The following is a 19075-nucleotide window of genomic DNA, read 5'->3' as shown; positions in this document are numbered from 1 at the left end:
AATGTGTCCTAGACAATTGCCTGTCCATTAACTTTTGGAACTTTGAGTTGAAGGTAGGGGTGCTGCTGAGTTGTCGCGTTTGGTTAATACCCAATGTGCGATCAAACCAATACAGATGCCCCAAAATACAGAACTTAGCCCTAAAAACTGCATGCCAGAGGCAGTTGCTAAAAAGGTGATGAGGGCTGCATCACGCTGTGATTCTTTACTCATTGCAACTGAAATATTGGTGGCAATTGCACCTAAAAGTGCAAGTCCAGCCAACGCTGCAATCAGTTCTTTGGGCAATAGGCTAAATAGCATGACGATGCTACCCGCAAATAACCCACCTAAAATATAGAAAATACCGTTTGCAACACCTGCAATATATCGCTTTTCTTTCAGTTCGTGCGCATCTTTACCTAAGCATAATGCTGCAGTAATAGAGGCAAGTACAATGGTAATTCCTCCTACACATGCAACGGCAAGAGAAGCGATACTGGTCGCACTAATAATAGGCTTAGCAGGCATGTCATAACCGCTAATTTTAATAATTGCCATGCCCGGTAAAAACTGTCCAGACAAGCTGACTAAAATTAAAGGTAATGCCAAGTTTAAGGTTGAATTCCACGTCCATTCAGGAACAATAAACTGTGGAATTGCCAAACTAAAATTGGTGGTGACAGGGTTAATTTTACCGAGCATTAAGCTGAGTATAATGCCTGCAGCAAGCACCCAAATCATGGCATAACGTGGACTAAAACGCTTTGCCAATAAAAATACCGCTAGCATCCCAAATACAATGTATGGCAGGGTATCGGTTGCAGTAAATAAGCCTAAGCCAAATTGAACCAAAATACCTGCCATCATGCCTGCTGCGACTTCTTGCGGAATCCAAGACAGGAGTTTGTCAAAATAACCTGTGATTCCAATCAAAAAAATCACCACAGCAGAGGTGATGTAGGCTGCAACTGCTTCATTTAGGGTAATATCGGGAAACAGTGTGACCAGCAATGCGGTACCGGGTGCAGACCAAGCGGTGACCACAGGCACTTTGTATTTAATGGACAAAAAGATACCTGCGACAGCAGCACCAATAGAAATTCCCCAAATCCATGAAATCATCATGTCTGGGGAAACTTGGGCTTGCTGTGCCGCTTGGAAAAAGATGATCAATGGCCCTGAATAGGAGATCAGCACTGCTAAGAATCCTGCAACAGTGGCTGAAATTGACCAGTCATTTTTTAAAGTTTGGAACAGGTGACTCATTGACGATTTGCCTCCTTGCGTCAAGCAATGATCCTGTTGAAGTTGGTCATGATCTTGGCTTAGCCCTGATCACCACCACCTACAGGTACAACAGTACCTGTCATGTACGATGATTCATCAGAAGCAAGGAATAAAATCGCATTCACTTGTTCCTGAATGGTGCCGTAGCGACCCAAGAAGGTACGATCAATGGTTTGATCGACTACTTGTTGCATCCACTCTTTTTCAGATTCTGAAAGTGGGTTGGCATTACGAGGCACTTTACGTGGTGGCGCTTCTGTACCGCCAGTTGCAATGGCATTGACACGAATACCATCTTTGGCATGTTCAAAGGCGAGGGAAGCAGTTAAACCGTTTACACCACCTTTAGACGCCGAATATGGCACGCGGTTAATACCACGGGTTGCAATTGAAGATACGTTTACAATGGTACCTTTCTGGTTTTTCACCATTTCAGGCAATACTGCGCGGCAGCACCACATAGTAGGGAACAATGAACGATTCACTTCTTTGATAATTTCTTCTTCAGAAAATTCTTCAAAAGGTTTCATCCAAATTGCACCGCCTACGTTGTTGATGAGCACATCAACACGACCATAGGTTTCAAGTGCTTTAGCAACCACAGATTCTGCACCTGCAAAAGTTTCAAGGTTGGCTTTTACGGTTACTGCATCGCCACCGTGTTCTTCAATTTCGGCCAACACTTCTTCTACATAGGGAGAAAGGTCTGCCATAACCACTTGGGCACCTTCACTTGCCACTTGTAAAGCCACACCGCGACCAATGCCTTGAGCGGCACCAGTCACGATTACAACTTTGTTTTCAAATCTTTTTGTGCGATTCATTTTATTCTCCGACTGCGTTTATTGAATGTCTAACAAACTTAGTTGGCAGAGAATTTTTCAAATAAGAAGCTAGCAGGTTTAACGCCTTCAGCATCTAACCAACCGCGTACCGCTTCTACCATTGGTACTGGACCACATAAGTAGATGTCTACATCACCACCGTTAAGCCATTCGTTTTCGATATGACCTGTAACATAACCCTTACGCTCATGTGCAGATTCTGGGTTAGCGACTACAGTGCGATATTCGAACCAAGAGAATTTGTCTTGAAGTTCGTTTAATTTTTCAATTGCAACCAAGTCAAAATCATTGGTTACACCAAATACTAAACGTATTGGATGTTCTGAACCTTTTTCTTCAAGCACTTGCAGCATAGACATGAATGGTGCAATACCTGTACCGCCTGCTAACATCACTACTGGACGAGCAACGTTACGTAAGTAGAAGCTACCAAATGGACCAGTGAAGGTCATTTTGTCGCCCGCTTTGGCATTTTGGCTTAAGAATTCGCTCATTTTGCCGTTTGGTACGTTACGTACAACAAAGCTCGTTAAGCGGTTGCCTGGTTTAGAGCTGAATGAATAAGAACGGGTTTCTGTTGTACCAGGAATACCCACATTCACGTATTGACCTGCAAGGAAGTGAATGTCTGGTTGACCTTCATCTAACTGAATGTCAAAAGTAATGGTCGAGTCAGATAAGTTTTCTACACGAGCCAAAGTACCTTCAAATGCATGAATTTCAGTTTTACATACATCAGAAGTTGCTTGAATTTGGAATACTGCGTCAGAAGTTGGTTTACATTGGCATGCAAGAATGTAGCCTTGTTCAGCTTCTTCTGGTGTCAATGCATCTTCAATATAAGTTTCTTCAGGCATGTCATACGAACCTGATTCACAAAACGCACGGCACGTTCCACATGCACCGTCACGGCAGTCCAAAGGAATATTGATCTTTTGACGGTAAGCTGCGTCTGACAGTGTTTCACCATCTGTAACAGAAATAAAACGTGTAACGCCATCTTCAAATTGAAGTGCAACATTGTGGTTTGACATGGCTGAATATCCTATATAAATCTTTGAAACTAGACCTTTCAGCCAAGATTCCATCTGGCTGAAAGGTTTTTACCTTGCTGTAAATGAATACAGTCTTAGAGGTGGTAGATATCGATTACTTGGTTGATGTAATCGTTTTTCAGCACCACGTACTTGCTTAAAATTTGCGGTTTGTCGCCAGAAAAATCAATTTCATAGCGCGACATACCAAAGTAGCTGTAGTTAGTTTTGTAACGGAAACTTAAAGTGTTCCAGTTAAAACGTACAGTGACTTTATCGCCATCACGTTCAACAATTTCAATGTTGCTGATGTTGTGGCTTGTGCGTGTATCTGGCATGGTTGCAGATGAACGCTCAGTTTTGATACGGAACACACGGTCTTCTAAACCTTGACGGTCTGGGTAGTAAATCAAAGAGATTTCAGACTGTGGATCTGTGGTTAATTGGTCATCGTCATCCCAAGCTGGCATCCAGAAAGAAGCAGTAGGAGCGTAGCACTGTAACCACTCATCCCATTGCTCATCATCTAAGAAGCGAGCTTCTTGATAAAGGAATTGAGCAATATTTTCTAAAGTAATCGCGCTCATGCGTTTTCTCCTTCAGTAGATGCAGCAATTTCTTTTTCAGTTGCGATGCCTTGTTTGATGAGTTCTAACCAGTGTTGGTGCTGAGCAAGGTATAAACCTTCGTCTTCAGTTTTAATACCAGACAGTTTTGGTTTTAAACCAATTTCGTTGGCTGCATCGTCTGGACCTTGGATCCAATGCTTAGAGCCACGGCACATATCGTTCCACTCAAGTGCGATACCTGCGTAGCCAACTTGACATGCACGGAATTCTTCAAGATCGTCTGGTGTAGCCATACCTGATGCGTTAAAGAAGTCTTCGTACTGACGAATACGGCGTGCGCGTGCTTCTGGCTCTTCACCTACAGGTGCGATACAGTAAATTGTCACTTCAGTCTTATCGACAGAAAGAGGACGTAACACACGAATTTGTGAACCGAACTGATCCATGAAGTACACGTTTGGATAGATACACAAGTTACGTGAACGCTCGATCATCCATTTCGCCATTGCTTCACCGAATTGCTCGGTGTATTCATCTTTCTTGGCAAAGTTAGGACGGTCTTCTGGGTTAGCCCATTGAGTCCAAAGGAGCATGTGACCATTTTCAAAGCCGTAAGAACCACCGCCTTGTTTGCCCCATGAACCTGCGCTCATTGCACGGATGTTATCGCCAGCTTCTTTTTCTTTACGTTGCTGAGTTGTTGCAGCGTAGTTCCAGTGTACTGCAGACACGTGGTAACCATCGGCACCGTTTTCAGCAGTTAACTTCCAGTTACCTTCATAGGTGTAAGTCGAAGAACCACGTAAAACTTCAAGACCTTGTTGAGATTGACCCACAATCATGTCAATGATTTTAGTCGCTTCGCCTAGGTATTCTTCTAAAGAAGGAACATCTGGGTTTAAGCTACCAAACAAGAAACCTTTATAGCTTTCAAAGCGGGCAACTTTTTTCAAGTCGTGTGAACCGTCTTTGTTAAAGCAATCTGAATAACCTGCATCTGCTGGGTCTTTCACTTTTAACAACTTACCAGAGTTGTTGAAAGTCCAACCGTGGAATGGGCAAGTATAAGTTGCTTTGTTACCACGCTTGTAACGACATAATTGTGCACCACGGTGTGAACACGAGTTGATCATGGCATTCAATTCGCCATTGCGGTTACGCGCAATGATGATTGGCTGACGACCAATGTAAGTGGTGTAGTAGTCATTGTTGTTTGGAATTTGGCTTTCATGTGCCAAATAAACCCAGTTGCCTTCAAAAATGTATTTCATTTCTAGGTCAAACAGGGCTTGGTCTGTGAATACTGAACGGTGTAATTTAAATTCACCAGATTCAAAATCATCAACCAATAATTCGTCAATACGGTCTAAGTGGCTAGTATTGATAACAGGAATACGAGGCATGTCCTTTCTCCGACTTTCCAAGGAGGGCAGTCATCGGGATGGGGCAACGACCACATCCCGATTCCATTTCAAATTATGCGCTTGCGCGGCGACGTTCAACTTCAGTAGAAGGAACGCCAGCTTGATCTTTCTGAAGAACAATGTTGAACTGGATGTGTTTGAAAGGACCTTTCAGACCACGTTTTGCAATTTCAGCTTCATCAGTCACGTCAACCGCAGTTGCCACCAGACCTTCACGAGTCGCGAATGCAAAGTCATCCCACAGGTATTGGTCGCCTTCAATATTGAATTGAGTAGTCAGCTTGCGGTAACCCGGTGCAGATACGAAGTAATGTACGTGCGATGGACGGTTACCGTGACGGCCTAGCTTGTCCAGTACAAACTGAGTTGTACCTTCTGGAGGGCAGCCATAACCCACTGGCATTGTCGTCAATGCAGTATATTGACCATCGGCAGCGGTAATGATGCTGCGACGCAGGTTAAAGTCAGACTGTGACTTGTCAAAGAATGAGTAGTTGCCCAGGCTGTTGGCATGCCAGATTTCAACTTTAGCACCTTCAACACGGTTGCCGTCAGTATCAGTCACTGTACCTTCAATGATCAGCGTCGGGATTTTGCCTTCTTCAGAACCATCGTCCATACGCGCAAAGCTTACTGTTTCAGGTGCGCCAGAGACATAAAGTGGACCTTCAATCGTACGTGGCGTACCGCCAGTAATGCCTGCTTTAGCATCCGCTTCATCAGCACGTAAGTCTAGGTAGTGTTCCAGACCCAAACCTGCAGCCAATAAACCTAATTCGTTCGCTTGACCGGCATCAGTAAAGTATTCCAGACCTTTCCACAGTTCTGACTGAGAAATATCAAGATCTTCGATCGCTTGGAAAAGGTCACCCAATAAACGCACAACAACTTGTTGTACACGTTCATCTACAGGGCCTGTCGCTGTATCAACGTTCATTTGCTTAACTAATGCATCAATTTCTTGGCGATTCATTTTCATTCTCCTTGGAGGTGTGCTTTGGTGGCGAATATCTCTGGACTAAAAACGAGATAATTGGCTGCCACTTTCCTTGTTTACTTGGTTTGCTAAATGTTTACTTTGGTGCTGGAGTAAGGTGCTTACTCCAGTTTCCGAATTAAATCAGGTGTCATCTTCACGAATTGATGAAGGGTGGCGGTTCAATGCCATCACTTCAATATTCATGTAAGGGTAGAGCGGAAGACCTTGCAGAATGTTGTGCAGTTCTTCATTGCTCTCAACATCAAAAATACTGATGTTTGAATACTGGCCAGTAATACGCCAAATATGACGCCATTTACCTTGACGCTGTAATTCCTGCGAATATGCTTTTTCAACGGCTTTAATTTCGTTAGCAGTTTCTGCTGGCATATCCAATGGAATGTTTACATCCATACGTACGTGGAAAAGCATGGGTTTCTCCTAATTACTGACGACGCAAGTTGTCAATTTTGTCTTCATCCAACTCAATACCTAAACCTGCACCTGTTGGAAGGTGTAATTCAAAGTCTTGGTACTGAAGTGGAGTTTTTAAAATTTCTTCGGTCAGCAATAACGGACCAAATAATTCTGTGCCATAAGCTAAATTCTGGAAGGTCGAGAACACATGCGCAGATGCAATCGTGCCGACAGGGCCTTCAAGCATTGTGCCGCCATATAGGTCGATGCCTGCCAACTGTGCAATTGTTGCAACTTCACAACCTTCGATTAGACCCGCAGATTGGGCAACTTTAACTGCAAATACAGATGCAGCATTACGTTTTGCCAATTGATAAGCGCTTTGTGGGCCCATCAATGATTCATCTGCCATGATGGCAATATCAAATTTACGTGTTAAACGCTCCATGGCATCAATGTTGTCAATTGCACATGGTTGTTCAATTAAATCGACACCACCATCTTGTAAAAGCTGGATGCCTTTAATTGCTTCAAGTTCTGACCAAGCACGGTTTACGTCTACACGAATAGAAACGTCTTTACCCAATGCTTGTTTGATTGCCAATACGTGTTCTACATCTTGCTCTACTGGGCGTGAACCGATTTTGAGCTTGAATGTGTTGTGGCGTTTAGCCGCAATCATTTTTTGTGCTTCAGCGATGTCTTTTTCTGTATCGCCAGATGCAAGTACCCATAACACAGGAACCGAGTTGCGTAGGCGACCACCTAAAATTTCACTTAAAGGTTGGTTTAAGCGCTGCGCTTGAATATCTAATAAAGCAGTTTGAATGGCACATTTCGCGAAACGGTTGCCATTGATATTCTTTTTAATGACCTGTAAAGTTTGCGCAACATTCAAGCCAGCTAAAGTTTTTAGCAATGATGCGAAATATGTTTCGATATTGGTTTTTACGCTTTCTGGGCTTTCTTCACCATAGCCCAAGCCGCCAATCGTGGTTGCTTCGCCCCAGCCAACAAAACCATCTTCAGTGGTGATTTTGACTAATACAAGGGTTTGGGTTTGCATGGTTGCAACCGCCATCTTGTGTGGACGGATGGTTGGTATTTCCACCAGCAAAGTTTCTACTGACTTATACATGGTTTGCCCTTCATATCATTGCTTTATTACAGTTATGTGATATACCTTAAAAGAATAAATTGCATTGGTCGAAGATCAAATATGCATTTTTTTATACTTAAAAGGTATTTTGAGCTATGGAACTCAGACATTTACGTTATTTTGTTGCTGTTGTAGAAGAGCAAAGTTTCACCAAGGCAGCAGAAAAACTCTTTATTGCTCAACCACCTTTGAGCAGACAGATCCAAAATTTAGAACAAGAGCTTGGAATTCAACTATTTGAGCGTGGAAGTAGACCGCTTAAGACCACCGAAGCAGGCCAATTCTTTTACCAACATGCCGTTAAACTTTTGTCTAATGCGGAAGAAATCAAGTCGATGACAAAACGTGTCGGTATTGCTGGTCGTACTGTGACTATTGGCTTCGTTGGTTCTTTATTGTTCGGATTATTGTCAAGAATTGTGTATTTGTTTAAGCAGCAGCATCCGCATTTAAAAATAGAAATGGTGGAAATGACCACCAATGACCAAATTCAGGCACTTAAAGAAGGGCGCATAGATGTTGGATTTGGACGCTTAAGAATTTCTGATCCTGCAGTTAAACGTATCTTATTACGTGAAGAACGCTTGATGGTTGCAGTACATTCGAGCCACCCATTTGCGGCACAAAAAGAAGGTGTATATTTGGCGGATGTTGTTGATCAACAACTATTTTTATATCCAAATCACAACAAGCCAAACTTCTCTACCCAAATTCGTGGCGTGTTTTCTGAGTATGGACTAGAGCCAAGGAAAATTCGTGAAGTGCGTGAATTACAATTGGCGTTGGGTTTTGTTGCTGCAGGTGAGGGCTTGTGTATCGTGCCAGAAAGCGCACAAAATATTCATTTGGCACATTTGCACTTTATACCTTTATTAGATGACTCGGCTGTAAGTCCTGTGTTTATGGCAATTCGTAATATGGATGAAAGTGAAGACATTCGATCTTTGTTTGACTGCATTTATCAAGTTTATGATTTGGAAGCATTTACTTATGATCGCAATGTATTCTAGTAAAGCCATATAAAACAAATATTTATAACTATATTTTTTATATAAAAGCACAGATATTTTTAACAAAATACTGTTATGTGAATTGCCTGAAAAAACTTTTTTAAGCATCACATTACAGTATTTTTTTTCGCCTTGTTATTTTTATCTATTTTAAAATCAATATCTTACAAAACTATAGACTTTTTAGGTATGTATCCATGCCTATTCAGTTTTGGACAAATTTTAACTTATTATTCATTGTGTGCATCTGAGTTGGAGTAACGGACTTCACAATTAGGAGGTGAAGCAAGATGCAAAGCAATAAAATTAATATTAATACCTTGATTGACGAGGCCAAGTTCACGCCATTCCATTGGGGCGTATTGTTTTGGTGTTTGATGATCATTATTTTTGACGGTTACGACTTGGTCATTTATGGGGTTGCATTACCACTACTGATGCAAGAGTGGGCGCTCAGTGCAGTACAAGCAGGTTTACTGGCCAGTACGGCATTGTTTGGCATGATGTTTGGTGCCATGACCTTCGGTACCTTATCGGACAAGTTAGGTCGTAAAAAGACCATCATGATCTGTGTGGCTATTTTCAGTGGCTTTACATTCTTAGGTGCGTTTGCAAGTAATCCAGTTGAATTTGGTATTTTACGTTTCCTTGCTGGGCTTGGTATTGGCGGTGTAATGCCAAACGTTGTGGCCCTTATGACAGAATATGCGCCAAAGCGTATTCGTAGTACTTTGGTTGCGCTGATGTTTAGTGGTTATGCCATTGGCGGTATGACTTCAGCATTGTTGGGTGCATGGTTAGTGCCAGAGTTTGGTTGGAAAATCATGTTTTACATCGCAATTATTCCATTGGTGGCTTTACCATTAATTTGGAAATTCTTGCCTGAGTCACTCATGTATTTGACCAACAAGAAAGAAATTGAGCAAACCCGTAGTATTGTGCAAAAAATTTCACCAAGCCAACAATTAAATGGTGACACTGAGTTTGTACTGAATGAAGTGACTAAAGGCGATGAAGCACCTGTAAAAGCATTGTTCCAGCAAGGCCGTATGTTCAGTACGTTCATGTTCTGGATCGCATTCTTCATGTGCTTGTTAATGGTTTATGCTTTGGGCAGCTGGTTACCAAAATTAATGATCCAAGCGGGTTATTCATTGGGTGCAAGTATGATCTTCTTATTCGCACTGAATATTGGTGGCATGATTGGCGCAATTGGTGGTGGTGCATTGGCTGACCGCTTCCATATCAAAAAAGTACTCACCATTATGTTTATCTGTGGTGCAGCAGCATTAATTCTGCTTGGCTTTAACAGTCCACAAATTGTGTTGTACACCTTAATTGCAGTTGCTGGGGCAGCAACCATTGGTTCACAAATCTTACTTTATACTTTCGTCGCACAATATTACCCATCTACTGTACGTTCTACAGGTATGGGCTGGGCGTCAGGTATTGGTCGCATCGGTGCAATCGTTGGGCCAGTATTAACAGGTGCATTGTTAACTATGAATTTACCGCACCAAATGAACTTCTTTGCTATTGCGATTCCGGGTGTAATTGCTGCCTTAGCAATCTTCATGGTGAATTTAAAAACGTCTGTAGAAGCTAAAGCCGCTGCGGAGCCTGCGGTAGAAAGCAATCCAGTCGCACAAAAAGCAACCCAATAATTTCTTTACCTTTCCATTAATCTACAGTCATCAATGATATAGATCGCCATCGTAAGAGATGGTGATCTGTTGCTAGAATTTGATGGCACAATAACAAGCGAGTTTAGGATGAACGCGAAAATATTAACCCAATCTACACATTTTCAATCTACAACGGTTCGACCAACAATGCAGCGTACGCTCATGATGAGCATGATTGCATTGAGCATGGGCGGTATGAGTGTTGCAGCACAAGCGCAAACTCAACAGCAAAAAGAAATTGAACAACTTAGACAAGAAGTTCAGGCTTTACGTGGTTTGATTGAGCAGCAAAAAGTACAAAATGCACAAACTGCAACAGCAATTGCCAATGTGCAACGTACTGCAGCAGCGCCAGTTGCTAATCCTGTGTTAAAAACTGCCAAAGGTGCCGAATTTAATCTATATGGTAATGTGCGTTTAGATGCTTCTTATCAGGTAGAAGGTGGCGCTAAAGATATGCCGTATAACCAAATTAACGGTGTACCACTTGAAGGCAATAAAGAACAAAGTGATCGTTTGAGATCAACACTTTCTGCAACCCGTTTAGGTTTAGATTTTAAAAGCCCTGTGGGTGAACAAGACGTAAAAGGTAAACTTGAAGTTGACTTCTTAGGTGGAGCAAACCTTGATAACTTACGTATTCGCCATGCTTATTTGAACTATGGGAATTGGTTGATTGGTCAAACTTGGTCAAACTTTGCGATTCCAGACTATATGCCAGAAACCATTGATGCTTTGGCGTATGTTGGTGGTGCGGTGAAACGTACACCACAAGTACGCTATACAACAAAGTTTAGCCCACAAACCAATTTGGTGGTTGCAGCTGAAGACCCTAAAGACAGTTCAATCAACCAGCGTTTACCTGCATTAACTGCGCGTTTAAATCATCAATTTGCAGATAATTTAAATGTCAGCGTACGTGCGATGGGGCATGAAAAACGTATCAATTCTGAAGAAGAAATGGCATGGGGTGTTGGTGTAGGTGCAAAATATGATGTTGTACCGGGCACAACTTTAAAAGCCGATTATTACCATGTAAAAGGTGATAGCAGCTTTGTATCATTCACCAACAAAGGTGTTGCTGTTACTAACCTTGATGACAAAGGTGCGATTACTGCAACGAGTGCTATCGCAGCGCAAAGTGAATTCGATTCAATTATGGTCGGTATTACACAAAAGTTTGGTGACAAAGTGCATGGCACTTTGGGTTATGGTTATATGAGTTTTGACAAAGACCCTAACTACATTGCAGCAACGAAAGACACAACCACGATTAACAAAGACTTATGGCAAGCTTGGGCAAACGTATTCTATAGCCCACGTAAACCGTTAAGCTTTGGTTTAGAATATGTTTATGGTGAGCGTGAAGCATTTGGTGAAGCAGCAAATGGCAGCAAAACAGGTGAAGATAACCGAATCAATGCAGTCGCAATTTATAACTTCTAAAATTGTACTGTAAACCACAAAAGAGCTGAGCCAAAAACTCAGCTCTTTTTTTATTGTCGGGTGATCGGCTTGGCAATTAGGCATGAGTATATTGCGTGATGTGCTGTTGTATCACCTCAGACAAAACATCCAATGCAGCAGCAATATCACTGTTCCAAGCAAAAGAGCAGTTTAAACGGATAAAGTTCTGGCTGACCTGTTCAGAACGGAATAACTGACTTGGCGCAATGCCAATCTTGTTTTGAATCAATAGCTGATAAATCGTATAGCCATCTATATATGCAGGCAGTTCAATCCATAAAAAGTATCCACTAGAATAGTAGTGAATTTTGCAGGTTGGGTTTAAGCGTTGTTTCAACTGCTGATAAAACACTTTTTTGTGTTTTTCTAATTGCTTGCGTAATTGACGCAAATGTTTTTCATAATGATGATGTGACAGAAAATCGACCAAAGTGTTTTGCAGTAAGGGACTTGCAGAAACCGTGCTCATGAGTTGCAAATGCTGAATAGCATTGGAAAATTGTCCTGCATAAACCCAACCAACCCGCACAGCAGAACCCAAAGTTTTAGAAAAAGAAGCGCAGTGCAGTACCCGTTGTTGTCGGTCAAAATACTTCATGGGTAGCGGTTTTTGCGTTCCGTAATACAATTCTTGATAGACATCATCTTCAATTAAATACACTTGATAATCTTCAAGCAAACTCGCAATACGTTGCTTAATTTCATCTCTGACACTAAAGCCAATAGGGTTATGAATATTCAACATCAACCAGCAGACTTTAATTGGGTATTGTTTTAAGGCTTGTTCAAATGAGTCTAAATCGAAACCTGAAACAGGGTGTTCTGGAATGGTAATCACCTGTAAACCAAGACGTTCAGCCGCTTGCCATGCACCATAAAAAATAGTTTCTTGTAATAGAATAAAATCTCCAGGTTTGGTCAAAGCTTGTAATGACAAATTGAGCGCATCTAATGCGCCAGATGTAATGACAATGTCATTTGCATGGGTGGGTATGCCTTGTAAACAGTAGCGATTTGCAATTATGGTTCTTAATTCATAATTGCCCGGTGGCATGTGGTCGTGGCTAAAATAACTGCTTTTTCGCTTGGCGTGCTGCGCTAAAATTTGCATTAACTTTGGGTTAAACAGTAATTCTGCATTGGGAAAGGCAGAGCCTAAAGGACTGACATCTGCAGACTGAATTGATTTTAAATAGCCAAAGACCAAAGAGTTCATTTGAATATGTGCATTTAAACTCAAACTGCTTGGTACAGGTCGTTCAGTTTGATTGAGACGTTCTGCGACATAAAACCCCGACTTTTGTTTAGCGTAAACCAATCCCTGAGCTTCAAGTTCTTGATAAGCGTTTAGCACGGTCATTAAGCTATAACCACTGATTTGTGATTGTTCTCTTAACGAAGGTAACTTGCTATGTGCTTTCCATGCACCATTTTCAATGAGTTGCCGAATGTTCAACGCCAATTGTTCAGATTTATACATGGTATGACTCAAGCATTTTTTGCAGCTGTTACTTATTTTGATCTATTTTTAGGTTTAAAACATTAAATAATTTCTTTTTTTATAACAGATTGGCATGTATCTAAAATCAACTGTTATAGTTTTTAATGAATATTTTGTATCTACAGCAATGCTTTAGAATTTTACATAATCTGTATATCCCCATAATCTGGCTAGATTGGAGTCGATATGCAAGAAGATAACTCACGCAAACCACAGAAATATGCCGATAGCAGTATTTCAGACAAAGCATTTAAGCACATGATTATTTGGTTTACCGTGTATGTAGCTTTATTTTGTATCGGCGTGGCTGTTGTGGTGAATTTAGATAAGTTCTAAACAGTTTTTGAATAACAGCACACCTATAATCGCTTCAAGATATGAAAAACATTCATTTGAATTTTAATGAATGTTTTTTTGTTGATAAAGAGATCGTAAGCGCATAACTTAAAAGCAATAAAGATCGCAAAAATAACGGAATAGGCGTAAATTATAACTTTATCAGTAAAGCATTTGTGGTTGCAATGATTTCGAGTTGGGTGCTCTTTACCTTAATGGCTGCATTTATGCAGGCATGGCGCAATGCCTTTCAAAAACAACTCAGCACAAGTGTAGATGTTTATGGCGTGACTTTGGCACGTTTTATTTTTGCCTTGCCTTTTGCACTGGCGTATTTAAGCATTTTACAATGGCAGCAGCCTGTACAAGCAAAACTGCATTTTAGTTCGATGTTTTGGCTGTATATCATTATTGCAGCAGTGTGTCAGATTTTAGCCACAGCTTTAATGGTAAAACTGTTTCAACAGAAAAATTATGCGGTGGGTGTCGGACTTGCCAAAAGTGAAGCAGTTTTAGCCGCAATTGTAGGCGTGATTTTCCTACAAGAACATTTAAGCGCATTGGCTTGGTTAGGTGTTGCGATAGGCGGTATTGCGGTATTTCTACTGAGTAAAGGCAATCAACGTAGTGATTTTTCATTCACAACTTTAGCCATTGGAATCGGTAGTGGACTCAGCTTTGCGGTGACTTCTTTATTGGTGCGTGAAGCCAGTCTAGAGCTGGATTTCTTACCGTTTATTCACCGTGCTGCATGGGTTTTGGTGTGTGTCATTGGCTTACAATGTTTTATCTTATTGGCTTTTTTAGGTATATTTAAACGACATACCTTATATGCCATGTGGCAGCGGGTTGGATTAACTTTTAAAGTGAGCGTCTGCAGTTTTTTAGCATCACTGGGCTGGTTTAGTGCCATGAGTATGCAAACTGTGGCGATTGTGAAAACACTCGGACAAATTGAAATATTATTCAGCTTACTTATTTCAGCGTATTTCTTTAAAGAAAAACTTGCCCGTACCGATCATTGGGGATTGGGATTGGTCGTGCTTGCAGCAATGTTGGTTATTTGGGCGTAGCATCATATTTCAAAGCTAAGTAATTTCAAATTCATGTCATATCCGTTGCACTTCATTTGAGCATCTCAGAAATATAAAAATAAAGATTCTCTATCCGTACAATCTCGTTAGAATACTCACAGCTTATCTTAGAGAATTGTCATGTCTAAACCACAGCAAAAGCAAAAAAACTCAGCCTTGGCAGAATTGATAGAAGAACAAAAACTGCTCTGTGAAGAATTTGGTTCAGCCTATATTGCAGTGAGTGGCGATGATGTTGTCGCAGTTGCAGTCCAGACCTTAAATAAAGATCCACTTGTGGGCTTGCGTAAAGCGCCAGAAGGTGAAGAAAAAGTCGCGTGGTACATTTATGGCGGTGAATTGGGTGAAGATGACGTGAACTTTGAAACCATGCCTGTACGCGAGCTACAAGATATTTTGCCCGATGTGCTTCCATACTTGGCTTTAGAACAAGGCTACCGCTTTATGATTGATGCTGATGACTATGAAGATGTCTGGAAAGAAGGCGATGAGTCTTAAGCCTATGCGCATGTCGAACATGGCAAAAATATCGGTGAGCATTATGCTTGGACTGCAAAGTCTGAGCGTAATGGCACAAGGTATTCAAGCGCAGCAGTTGGCACTTGAAGCATCATCGATGCCTATTACAATCCAACACGCAGTCGATGGATTGACCCAAACGCAATATCAATATTTGTTAAATCAATACACGCAAATTGTGAATGACAGCAAAAAAATACTGGATGACCCAGCTAGCCAAGCAACGGCAGAACAACAAAAACAGGCATTTTGTGCACGCTATCACGCCTATAAAAATATTGCTGAAATTTCCGAGTACAATCCAAACTTGTATCCTGCACCTGTGATGTTAATGGTGGCAAAGCGTTATTTAGAACAGCAGCACAACAGTTTCACGGCTTCAGGTATGACTGAACAAGTTTTTTGTGCAGGAGCTACATCTAAATAGTGTGATCTGCCTTATAAGTGAATAGCAAATTTAAAGATTGAAGATGCAGGCGTATAAAACCCCAAAAACTGGGGATTCCTTTTAAGCAGATTGTGAAGTCATACTTCATTTTTTATCAATTTTCATGCAAAACTAACTTTGCAAAGACTGTAGAATCTTTTAACTTGCAGGTAGTGAACTGAGGGATAGGCGACATAGATGAAATGGGATGAAATTGGCGAGCAGCCTTGTTCGATTGCACGAACCTTGTCGGTGATTGGTGACCGTTGGACGATGCTGATTATTCGTAATGCCTTTATGGGCATGCGTCGCTTTGATGATTTTCAACAACATTTGGGCGTAACGCGGCATGTATTGTCAGATCGTTTAAAGCGTTTGGTGGAACATGAAATTTTAGTCAAAGTGCCTTATGTAGAGCGCCAAGAACGTTTTGAATATAAATTGACAGAGAAGGGCTTGGAGCTTTATCCCTTAATGCTGTCTATGGCAAATTGGGCAGATAAATGGATGGATCAAGGTTTAGGTAAGCCTGTGGAATACATCCATAAAAATTGTGCTAAGACGTTTCAACCTGTCGTGGTATGTTCGGAATGTGGTGAAGAACTGCATGCCAAGCAAGTAAAACCACATTTTACCCCAGTGTATTATCAGTACATCCAAGCACAGCAGAATTTAAAACAAGCCTAAATCAGTGCTGTATTAATCAGCAACAGTTTGTCTATAAGCAGTTGGCTGGTTTAGGAATACCCGCTAAACGACTTAAATGCCGTGCCACCAAACCTGTATTAAATTTTTCCTGCAAAACAGCGTTGTTAATCTCTGGGCTTACAGTTTTCATTAAAAATTTGATTAAAGGACGGGTTGCAGGTGAGTGTCCAAATTGCTGATAAAATTGGCGTACAGCGTGCAAAACTTCAAAATGCCAAGCTGTGAGTTCAAGCTCTAAACTTTGCGCCAATTCTTGCGCCACTTGTTCATTCCAGACAGTGTAATCCAGCAAATGTCCATCTTGATCTAATTCTAGTGTCATCTCTTGTTTCATTCACCCTTAAAAATGCTTTGCATTGGTTTCATATCATTACGGCTTGCTATTTTAAGCTGATACAGCGCTGATGTGCTAAACACAGCGTTGCAAAAGCTGCATAATTAATCGGCTGTACATTTTCCGCCAAATGACCATTCAATATTTCTGCATCATTTTCCAGTACATATATTTTGTCTAGCTGGGCACAGAGTGGATGTTGCTGATGCAATACCGCATCACCCATAAGTACAACGCTGTCTTGCGGAGCATACAAGGCATTTAGCTCTGCTAAAATTGTTGCGGTGCTATCAAAGCTCGCTTGGATTAAATATAAATTTGCGTCAGACATGCTTTTCTCTTTAGATGTTTAGATATGGTCAAATGATCAATCAGATTGTTAAACCACCGATCAGCCTACCAATATAAAATTCGATCAAAGGTTTGAATCAGCTCCCGATTCAGTTCCACCCATTCAATCTCATGTACCGTATTTTTGATAAACGGCGAGTTAGCATGTTTATTTTCAATCAAAATTGGGCTGAGGTCATAAAACTCAAAGCTATCAACCAAGTTGGATGCCACTTTAAAGGCATGTTTTAGTGAATCAAAAGCCAGTTCTGACTGTAATAGACTTAATGCCGCATCTTGTAATAATACTTTGACTTCACAACCAAAAGTTGCCAGTACCATTGTTGCAGACAAGCTTTCATGCACTTGTAAGCTGTTTAAATTGGCCTGACGTAAAACCACGAGTACAGTTTTCACACAATTTACCTTTTAAATGCAACAGATTTACAAAATGAATCGCTTAAAATTGAATCAGGCGTTCTGTGCTTTGCACTGCATCGGCCAGTTCACCCAAGCCAACCAATTCAAAGCCTGCGGCTAAATTGTGTTGGCTCAGTTGATGGCGTTTGGCATTGTCTGCATCGCTAATACCACGTGCCAGTGCGGCACTTACACATACGGGTAAACGAATAGACAATTTTTGCCATTCTGTTTTGAGGTTGCGTTGATCATCGGGTACCCATTGCAACTCATTCGCTACAGCAACGCCATCTTGATAAAAAAACACACGAAAAGCCTCATTTTTCTGTTGTAAGGCTTGAGCAAGACCGAGTGCATGCCATGCATGAATAGAGGTTGGTGCGGAGGTTATTAGTAATAAGGTGCTCATCAAAATTCACTAATGCAATGTGCCAAGGCGCATTCAGACTTTATAAAAAAGGTAGTATAAATGATTTTAGTGACTGGTGGTTTAGGCTTTATAGGCTCACACATTGCATTAAGCCTAATGGCTCAAGGGCAAGAGGTCATTATTGTAGATAATTTATCCAATGCAAGTATGCAGACCTTAGAGCGACTTGAATATATTGCAGGGCGTTATGTGCCTTTTGCCAAACTGGATGTAAGAAATACGCCTGCGCTGAACAAAGTTTTTGAACAATATTCGATTATTGCGGTGGTGCATTGTGCAGGGTTTAAATCTTTAGAAGAATCGGTGCTTAAACCACTGGAATATTATAACGATAACGTCAGTTGTATTATGAGTTTATTGCGTTCCATGCAACGTACAGGTGTGCGTCGTTTAGTGCATCTTTCAAGTATAGCGGTCTATGGCAAGTCAGGATTGAATCTGGAAGAAAGCCAGAGTTTTAATTACACCTATGCCAATCCGTATGTGAAATCTCAGCAGATGGTTGAAGAAATCATCCGCGATACTTTTAGAACCGATAATGAATGGAATATTGCTATTTTGCGCTTGAGTAATATAGCAGGTGCATTTGAACACGGCATTTTAGGTGAAGTCGTTGCTCCGTTACCTAAAAATATTATTCCTTTGGCGATGCAAGTCGCAGTACAGCAGCGTGAAGCGATTGAATTACGTCAGCAAGCTAATACTGCAGATCAAACTGTAGAACGTAGCTTTGTGCACGTACTCGATGCCTGTGATGCTGTGATTGCAAGCCTGCATTGGTTATTTGAGCAAACGCATAGCTGTGAAGCTTTTAATATTGCGGGAGAAGTGGTTTCAATTCAACAATTACTTGCACGTATTAGTGAAGTCACTGACACTGAAATTGCTACAGTTCCTGCAATTCATTATGAATATCCTGAGTTAGATCAGTTAGGTGCAGTCGTAGATAAGGCACAACAATATTTACACTGGCAGCCAAAACGTAGTCTGGAAAAAATGCTAGAGGATGAATGGCGTTTTTATCAAAATACGCTTAAGCATTAAAAGTAAGCGCTATAAAATTCGTTGAGATGCGATTCACGAAGCCTCATAGCTGAAACAGATACAATGCAACGGAA

The 19075-nt window shown here is 41.1% G+C and carries 22 protein-coding genes; 9 read left to right on the top strand and 13 right to left on the bottom strand.

Going from position 1 to position 19075, the window contains the following annotated elements; genetic code table 11:
- Nucleotides 1–27: 27 nt before the first annotated feature.
- The 8 genes from benE to J4G44_RS08895 form a co-directional block, all read right to left on the bottom strand.
- A complete protein-coding gene (benE, locus tag J4G44_RS08930; protein WP_104851985.1) occupies nt 28–1248 on the bottom strand; it encodes a benzoate/H(+) symporter BenE in 1221 nt (406 codons plus the stop codon).
- Nucleotides 1249–1307: 59 nt separating this feature from the next.
- On the bottom strand, nt 1308–2093 hold the full coding sequence (gene benD, locus J4G44_RS08925; RefSeq protein WP_004973522.1) for a benzoate diol dehydrogenase BenD: 786 nt from the start codon (nt 2091–2093) through the stop codon (nt 1308–1310).
- Nucleotides 2094–2131: 38 nt separating this feature from the next.
- Complete coding sequence (benC, locus tag J4G44_RS08920; RefSeq protein ID WP_180009199.1) at nt 2132–3148, bottom strand: benzoate 1,2-dioxygenase electron transfer component BenC; 1017 nt, start codon at nt 3146–3148, stop codon at nt 2132–2134.
- A 95-nt stretch (nt 3149–3243) separates the two neighbouring features.
- On the bottom strand, nt 3244–3735 hold the full coding sequence (gene benB, locus J4G44_RS08915) for a benzoate 1,2-dioxygenase small subunit (RefSeq protein ID WP_180158929.1): 492 nt from the start codon (nt 3733–3735) through the stop codon (nt 3244–3246).
- Nucleotides 3732–5120 (bottom strand): benzoate 1,2-dioxygenase large subunit, encoded by a 1389-nt coding sequence (gene benA / locus J4G44_RS08910; RefSeq protein ID WP_167846022.1) that lies wholly within the window; start codon nt 5118–5120, stop codon nt 3732–3734. The genes benB and benA overlap by 4 nt, the downstream gene beginning before the upstream one ends.
- Before the next feature lie 73 nt (nt 5121–5193).
- The gene (gene catA, locus J4G44_RS08905) at nt 5194–6114 is read right to left on the bottom strand and encodes a catechol 1,2-dioxygenase (RefSeq protein WP_004973528.1); all 921 of its coding nucleotides are present in this window, start codon (nt 6112–6114) and stop codon (nt 5194–5196) included.
- A gap of 147 nt (nt 6115–6261) precedes the next feature.
- The gene (gene catC, locus J4G44_RS08900; protein WP_096901615.1) at nt 6262–6552 is read right to left on the bottom strand and encodes a muconolactone Delta-isomerase; all 291 of its coding nucleotides are present in this window, start codon (nt 6550–6552) and stop codon (nt 6262–6264) included.
- 13 nt (nt 6553–6565) lie between these two features.
- Nucleotides 6566–7675: a muconate/chloromuconate family cycloisomerase gene (locus J4G44_RS08895; RefSeq protein WP_004973532.1), complete on the bottom strand. Its 1110-nt coding sequence runs from the start codon at nt 7673–7675 to the stop codon at nt 6566–6568.
- A 116-nt stretch (nt 7676–7791) separates the two neighbouring features.
- Here J4G44_RS08895 and J4G44_RS08890 point away from each other — a divergent pair, with 116 nt between their 5' ends.
- The 3 genes from J4G44_RS08890 (at nt 7792) to J4G44_RS08880 (ending at nt 11837) form a co-directional block, all read left to right on the top strand.
- Entirely contained in the window at nt 7792–8706 is a 915-nt protein-coding gene (locus J4G44_RS08890; RefSeq protein WP_096901617.1) for a LysR family transcriptional regulator, read from the top strand.
- Between the two features lie 290 nt (nt 8707–8996).
- Nucleotides 8997–10370, top strand: coding sequence for an MFS transporter (locus J4G44_RS08885; RefSeq protein WP_154320738.1), 1374 nt, complete (start codon nt 8997–8999; stop codon nt 10368–10370).
- Nucleotides 10371–10478: 108 nt separating this feature from the next.
- Nucleotides 10479–11837, top strand: coding sequence for a DcaP family trimeric outer membrane transporter (locus J4G44_RS08880; RefSeq protein WP_228291688.1), 1359 nt, complete (start codon nt 10479–10481; stop codon nt 11835–11837).
- A gap of 76 nt (nt 11838–11913) precedes the next feature.
- On the opposite strand, the gene J4G44_RS08875 is transcribed toward J4G44_RS08880, so the two are convergent.
- Complete coding sequence (locus tag J4G44_RS08875; protein WP_180158928.1) at nt 11914–13338, bottom strand: aminotransferase-like domain-containing protein; 1425 nt, start codon at nt 13336–13338, stop codon at nt 11914–11916.
- 207 nt (nt 13339–13545) lie between these two features.
- On the opposite strand from J4G44_RS08875, the gene J4G44_RS08870 reads away from it, so the two are divergent.
- The 5 genes from J4G44_RS08870 to J4G44_RS08850 all read left to right on the top strand — a co-directional run bounded on the left by J4G44_RS08870 (nt 13546) and on the right by J4G44_RS08850 (nt 16422).
- Nucleotides 13546–13695 (top strand): hypothetical protein, encoded by a 150-nt coding sequence (locus J4G44_RS08870; RefSeq protein WP_004973540.1) that lies wholly within the window; start codon nt 13546–13548, stop codon nt 13693–13695.
- A 185-nt stretch (nt 13696–13880) separates the two neighbouring features.
- Nucleotides 13881–14768 carry a DMT family transporter gene (locus J4G44_RS08865; protein WP_207973577.1) on the top strand — a complete coding sequence of 296 codons (888 nt, stop codon included), beginning with the start codon at nt 13881–13883 and terminating at the stop codon, nt 14766–14768.
- 141 nt (nt 14769–14909) lie between these two features.
- The gene (locus J4G44_RS08860; RefSeq protein ID WP_004973545.1) at nt 14910–15287 is read left to right on the top strand and encodes an immunity protein Imm33 domain-containing protein; all 378 of its coding nucleotides are present in this window, start codon (nt 14910–14912) and stop codon (nt 15285–15287) included.
- Nucleotides 15277–15735 (top strand): hypothetical protein, encoded by a 459-nt coding sequence (locus tag J4G44_RS08855; RefSeq protein WP_228291687.1) that lies wholly within the window; start codon nt 15277–15279, stop codon nt 15733–15735. Before J4G44_RS08860 ends, J4G44_RS08855 begins: the two co-directional genes overlap by 11 nt.
- A gap of 198 nt (nt 15736–15933) precedes the next feature.
- Nucleotides 15934–16422 carry a winged helix-turn-helix transcriptional regulator gene (locus J4G44_RS08850; RefSeq protein WP_004973550.1) on the top strand — a complete coding sequence of 163 codons (489 nt, stop codon included), beginning with the start codon at nt 15934–15936 and terminating at the stop codon, nt 16420–16422.
- Between the two features lie 31 nt (nt 16423–16453).
- On the opposite strand, the gene J4G44_RS08845 is transcribed toward J4G44_RS08850, so the two are convergent.
- From J4G44_RS08845 to tusD, 4 genes are all read right to left on the bottom strand, one after another.
- Nucleotides 16454–16765 carry a TusE/DsrC/DsvC family sulfur relay protein gene (locus J4G44_RS08845; protein ID WP_026438386.1) on the bottom strand — a complete coding sequence of 104 codons (312 nt, stop codon included), beginning with the start codon at nt 16763–16765 and terminating at the stop codon, nt 16454–16456.
- 58 nt (nt 16766–16823) lie between these two features.
- Entirely contained in the window at nt 16824–17108 is a 285-nt protein-coding gene (locus tag J4G44_RS08840) for a DsrH/TusB family sulfur metabolism protein (protein WP_004973553.1), read from the bottom strand.
- A 65-nt stretch (nt 17109–17173) separates the two neighbouring features.
- A complete protein-coding gene (locus J4G44_RS08835) occupies nt 17174–17524 on the bottom strand; it encodes a hypothetical protein (RefSeq protein WP_180158927.1) in 351 nt (116 codons plus the stop codon).
- A gap of 43 nt (nt 17525–17567) precedes the next feature.
- Complete coding sequence (tusD, locus tag J4G44_RS08830) at nt 17568–17936, bottom strand: sulfurtransferase complex subunit TusD (protein ID WP_154320742.1); 369 nt, start codon at nt 17934–17936, stop codon at nt 17568–17570.
- A gap of 60 nt (nt 17937–17996) precedes the next feature.
- Between tusD and J4G44_RS08825 the strand changes: the two genes are divergently transcribed.
- Nucleotides 17997–19001 carry an SDR family NAD(P)-dependent oxidoreductase gene (locus J4G44_RS08825; protein ID WP_096902815.1) on the top strand — a complete coding sequence of 335 codons (1005 nt, stop codon included), beginning with the start codon at nt 17997–17999 and terminating at the stop codon, nt 18999–19001.
- The last annotated feature ends 74 nt before the right edge of the window (nt 19002–19075 follow it).

The sequence above is a fragment of the Acinetobacter towneri genome (assembly GCF_017498585.1).
GTDB lineage: Bacteria > Pseudomonadota > Gammaproteobacteria > Pseudomonadales > Moraxellaceae > Acinetobacter > Acinetobacter towneri.
The sequence above is the reverse complement of the archived record's forward strand: the minus strand, read 5'-3'. Positions and strand labels throughout refer to the sequence as shown.

Coding starts and splice junctions, on each gene's coding strand:
- J4G44_RS08825 (WP_096902815.1), top strand. CDS start 17,997: ATGATTTTAGTGACTGGTGGTTTAGGCTTTATAGGCTCACACATTGCA.
- J4G44_RS08860 (WP_004973545.1), top strand. CDS start 14,910: ATGTCTAAACCACAGCAAAAGCAAAAAAACTCAGCCTTGGCAGAATTG.
- tusD (WP_154320742.1), bottom strand. CDS start 17,936: ATGAGCACCTTATTACTAATAACCTCCGCACCAACCTCTATTCATGCA.
- J4G44_RS08870 (WP_004973540.1), top strand. CDS start 13,546: ATGCAAGAAGATAACTCACGCAAACCACAGAAATATGCCGATAGCAGT.
- catC (WP_096901615.1), bottom strand. CDS start 6,552: ATGCTTTTCCACGTACGTATGGATGTAAACATTCCATTGGATATGCCA.
- benE (WP_104851985.1), bottom strand. CDS start 1,248: ATGAGTCACCTGTTCCAAACTTTAAAAAATGACTGGTCAATTTCAGCC.
- J4G44_RS08850 (WP_004973550.1), top strand. CDS start 15,934: ATGAAATGGGATGAAATTGGCGAGCAGCCTTGTTCGATTGCACGAACC.
- benB (WP_180158929.1), bottom strand. CDS start 3,735: ATGAGCGCGATTACTTTAGAAAATATTGCTCAATTCCTTTATCAAGAA.
- catA (WP_004973528.1), bottom strand. CDS start 6,114: ATGAATCGCCAAGAAATTGATGCATTAGTTAAGCAAATGAACGTTGAT.
- J4G44_RS08845 (WP_026438386.1), bottom strand. CDS start 16,765: ATGACACTAGAATTAGATCAAGATGGACATTTGCTGGATTACACTGTC.
- J4G44_RS08885 (WP_154320738.1), top strand. CDS start 8,997: ATGCAAAGCAATAAAATTAATATTAATACCTTGATTGACGAGGCCAAG.
- J4G44_RS08890 (WP_096901617.1), top strand. CDS start 7,792: ATGGAACTCAGACATTTACGTTATTTTGTTGCTGTTGTAGAAGAGCAA.
- benD (WP_004973522.1), bottom strand. CDS start 2,093: ATGAATCGCACAAAAAGATTTGAAAACAAAGTTGTAATCGTGACTGGT.
- J4G44_RS08880 (WP_228291688.1), top strand. CDS start 10,479: ATGAACGCGAAAATATTAACCCAATCTACACATTTTCAATCTACAACG.
- benC (WP_180009199.1), bottom strand. CDS start 3,148: ATGTCAAACCACAATGTTGCACTTCAATTTGAAGATGGCGTTACACGT.
- J4G44_RS08855 (WP_228291687.1), top strand. CDS start 15,277: ATGAGTCTTAAGCCTATGCGCATGTCGAACATGGCAAAAATATCGGTG.
- J4G44_RS08840 (WP_004973553.1), bottom strand. CDS start 17,108: ATGTCTGACGCAAATTTATATTTAATCCAAGCGAGCTTTGATAGCACC.
- J4G44_RS08895 (WP_004973532.1), bottom strand. CDS start 7,675: ATGTATAAGTCAGTAGAAACTTTGCTGGTGGAAATACCAACCATCCGT.
- benA (WP_167846022.1), bottom strand. CDS start 5,120: ATGCCTCGTATTCCTGTTATCAATACTAGCCACTTAGACCGTATTGAC.
- J4G44_RS08875 (WP_180158928.1), bottom strand. CDS start 13,338: ATGTATAAATCTGAACAATTGGCGTTGAACATTCGGCAACTCATTGAA.
- J4G44_RS08865 (WP_207973577.1), top strand. CDS start 13,881: ATGATTTCGAGTTGGGTGCTCTTTACCTTAATGGCTGCATTTATGCAG.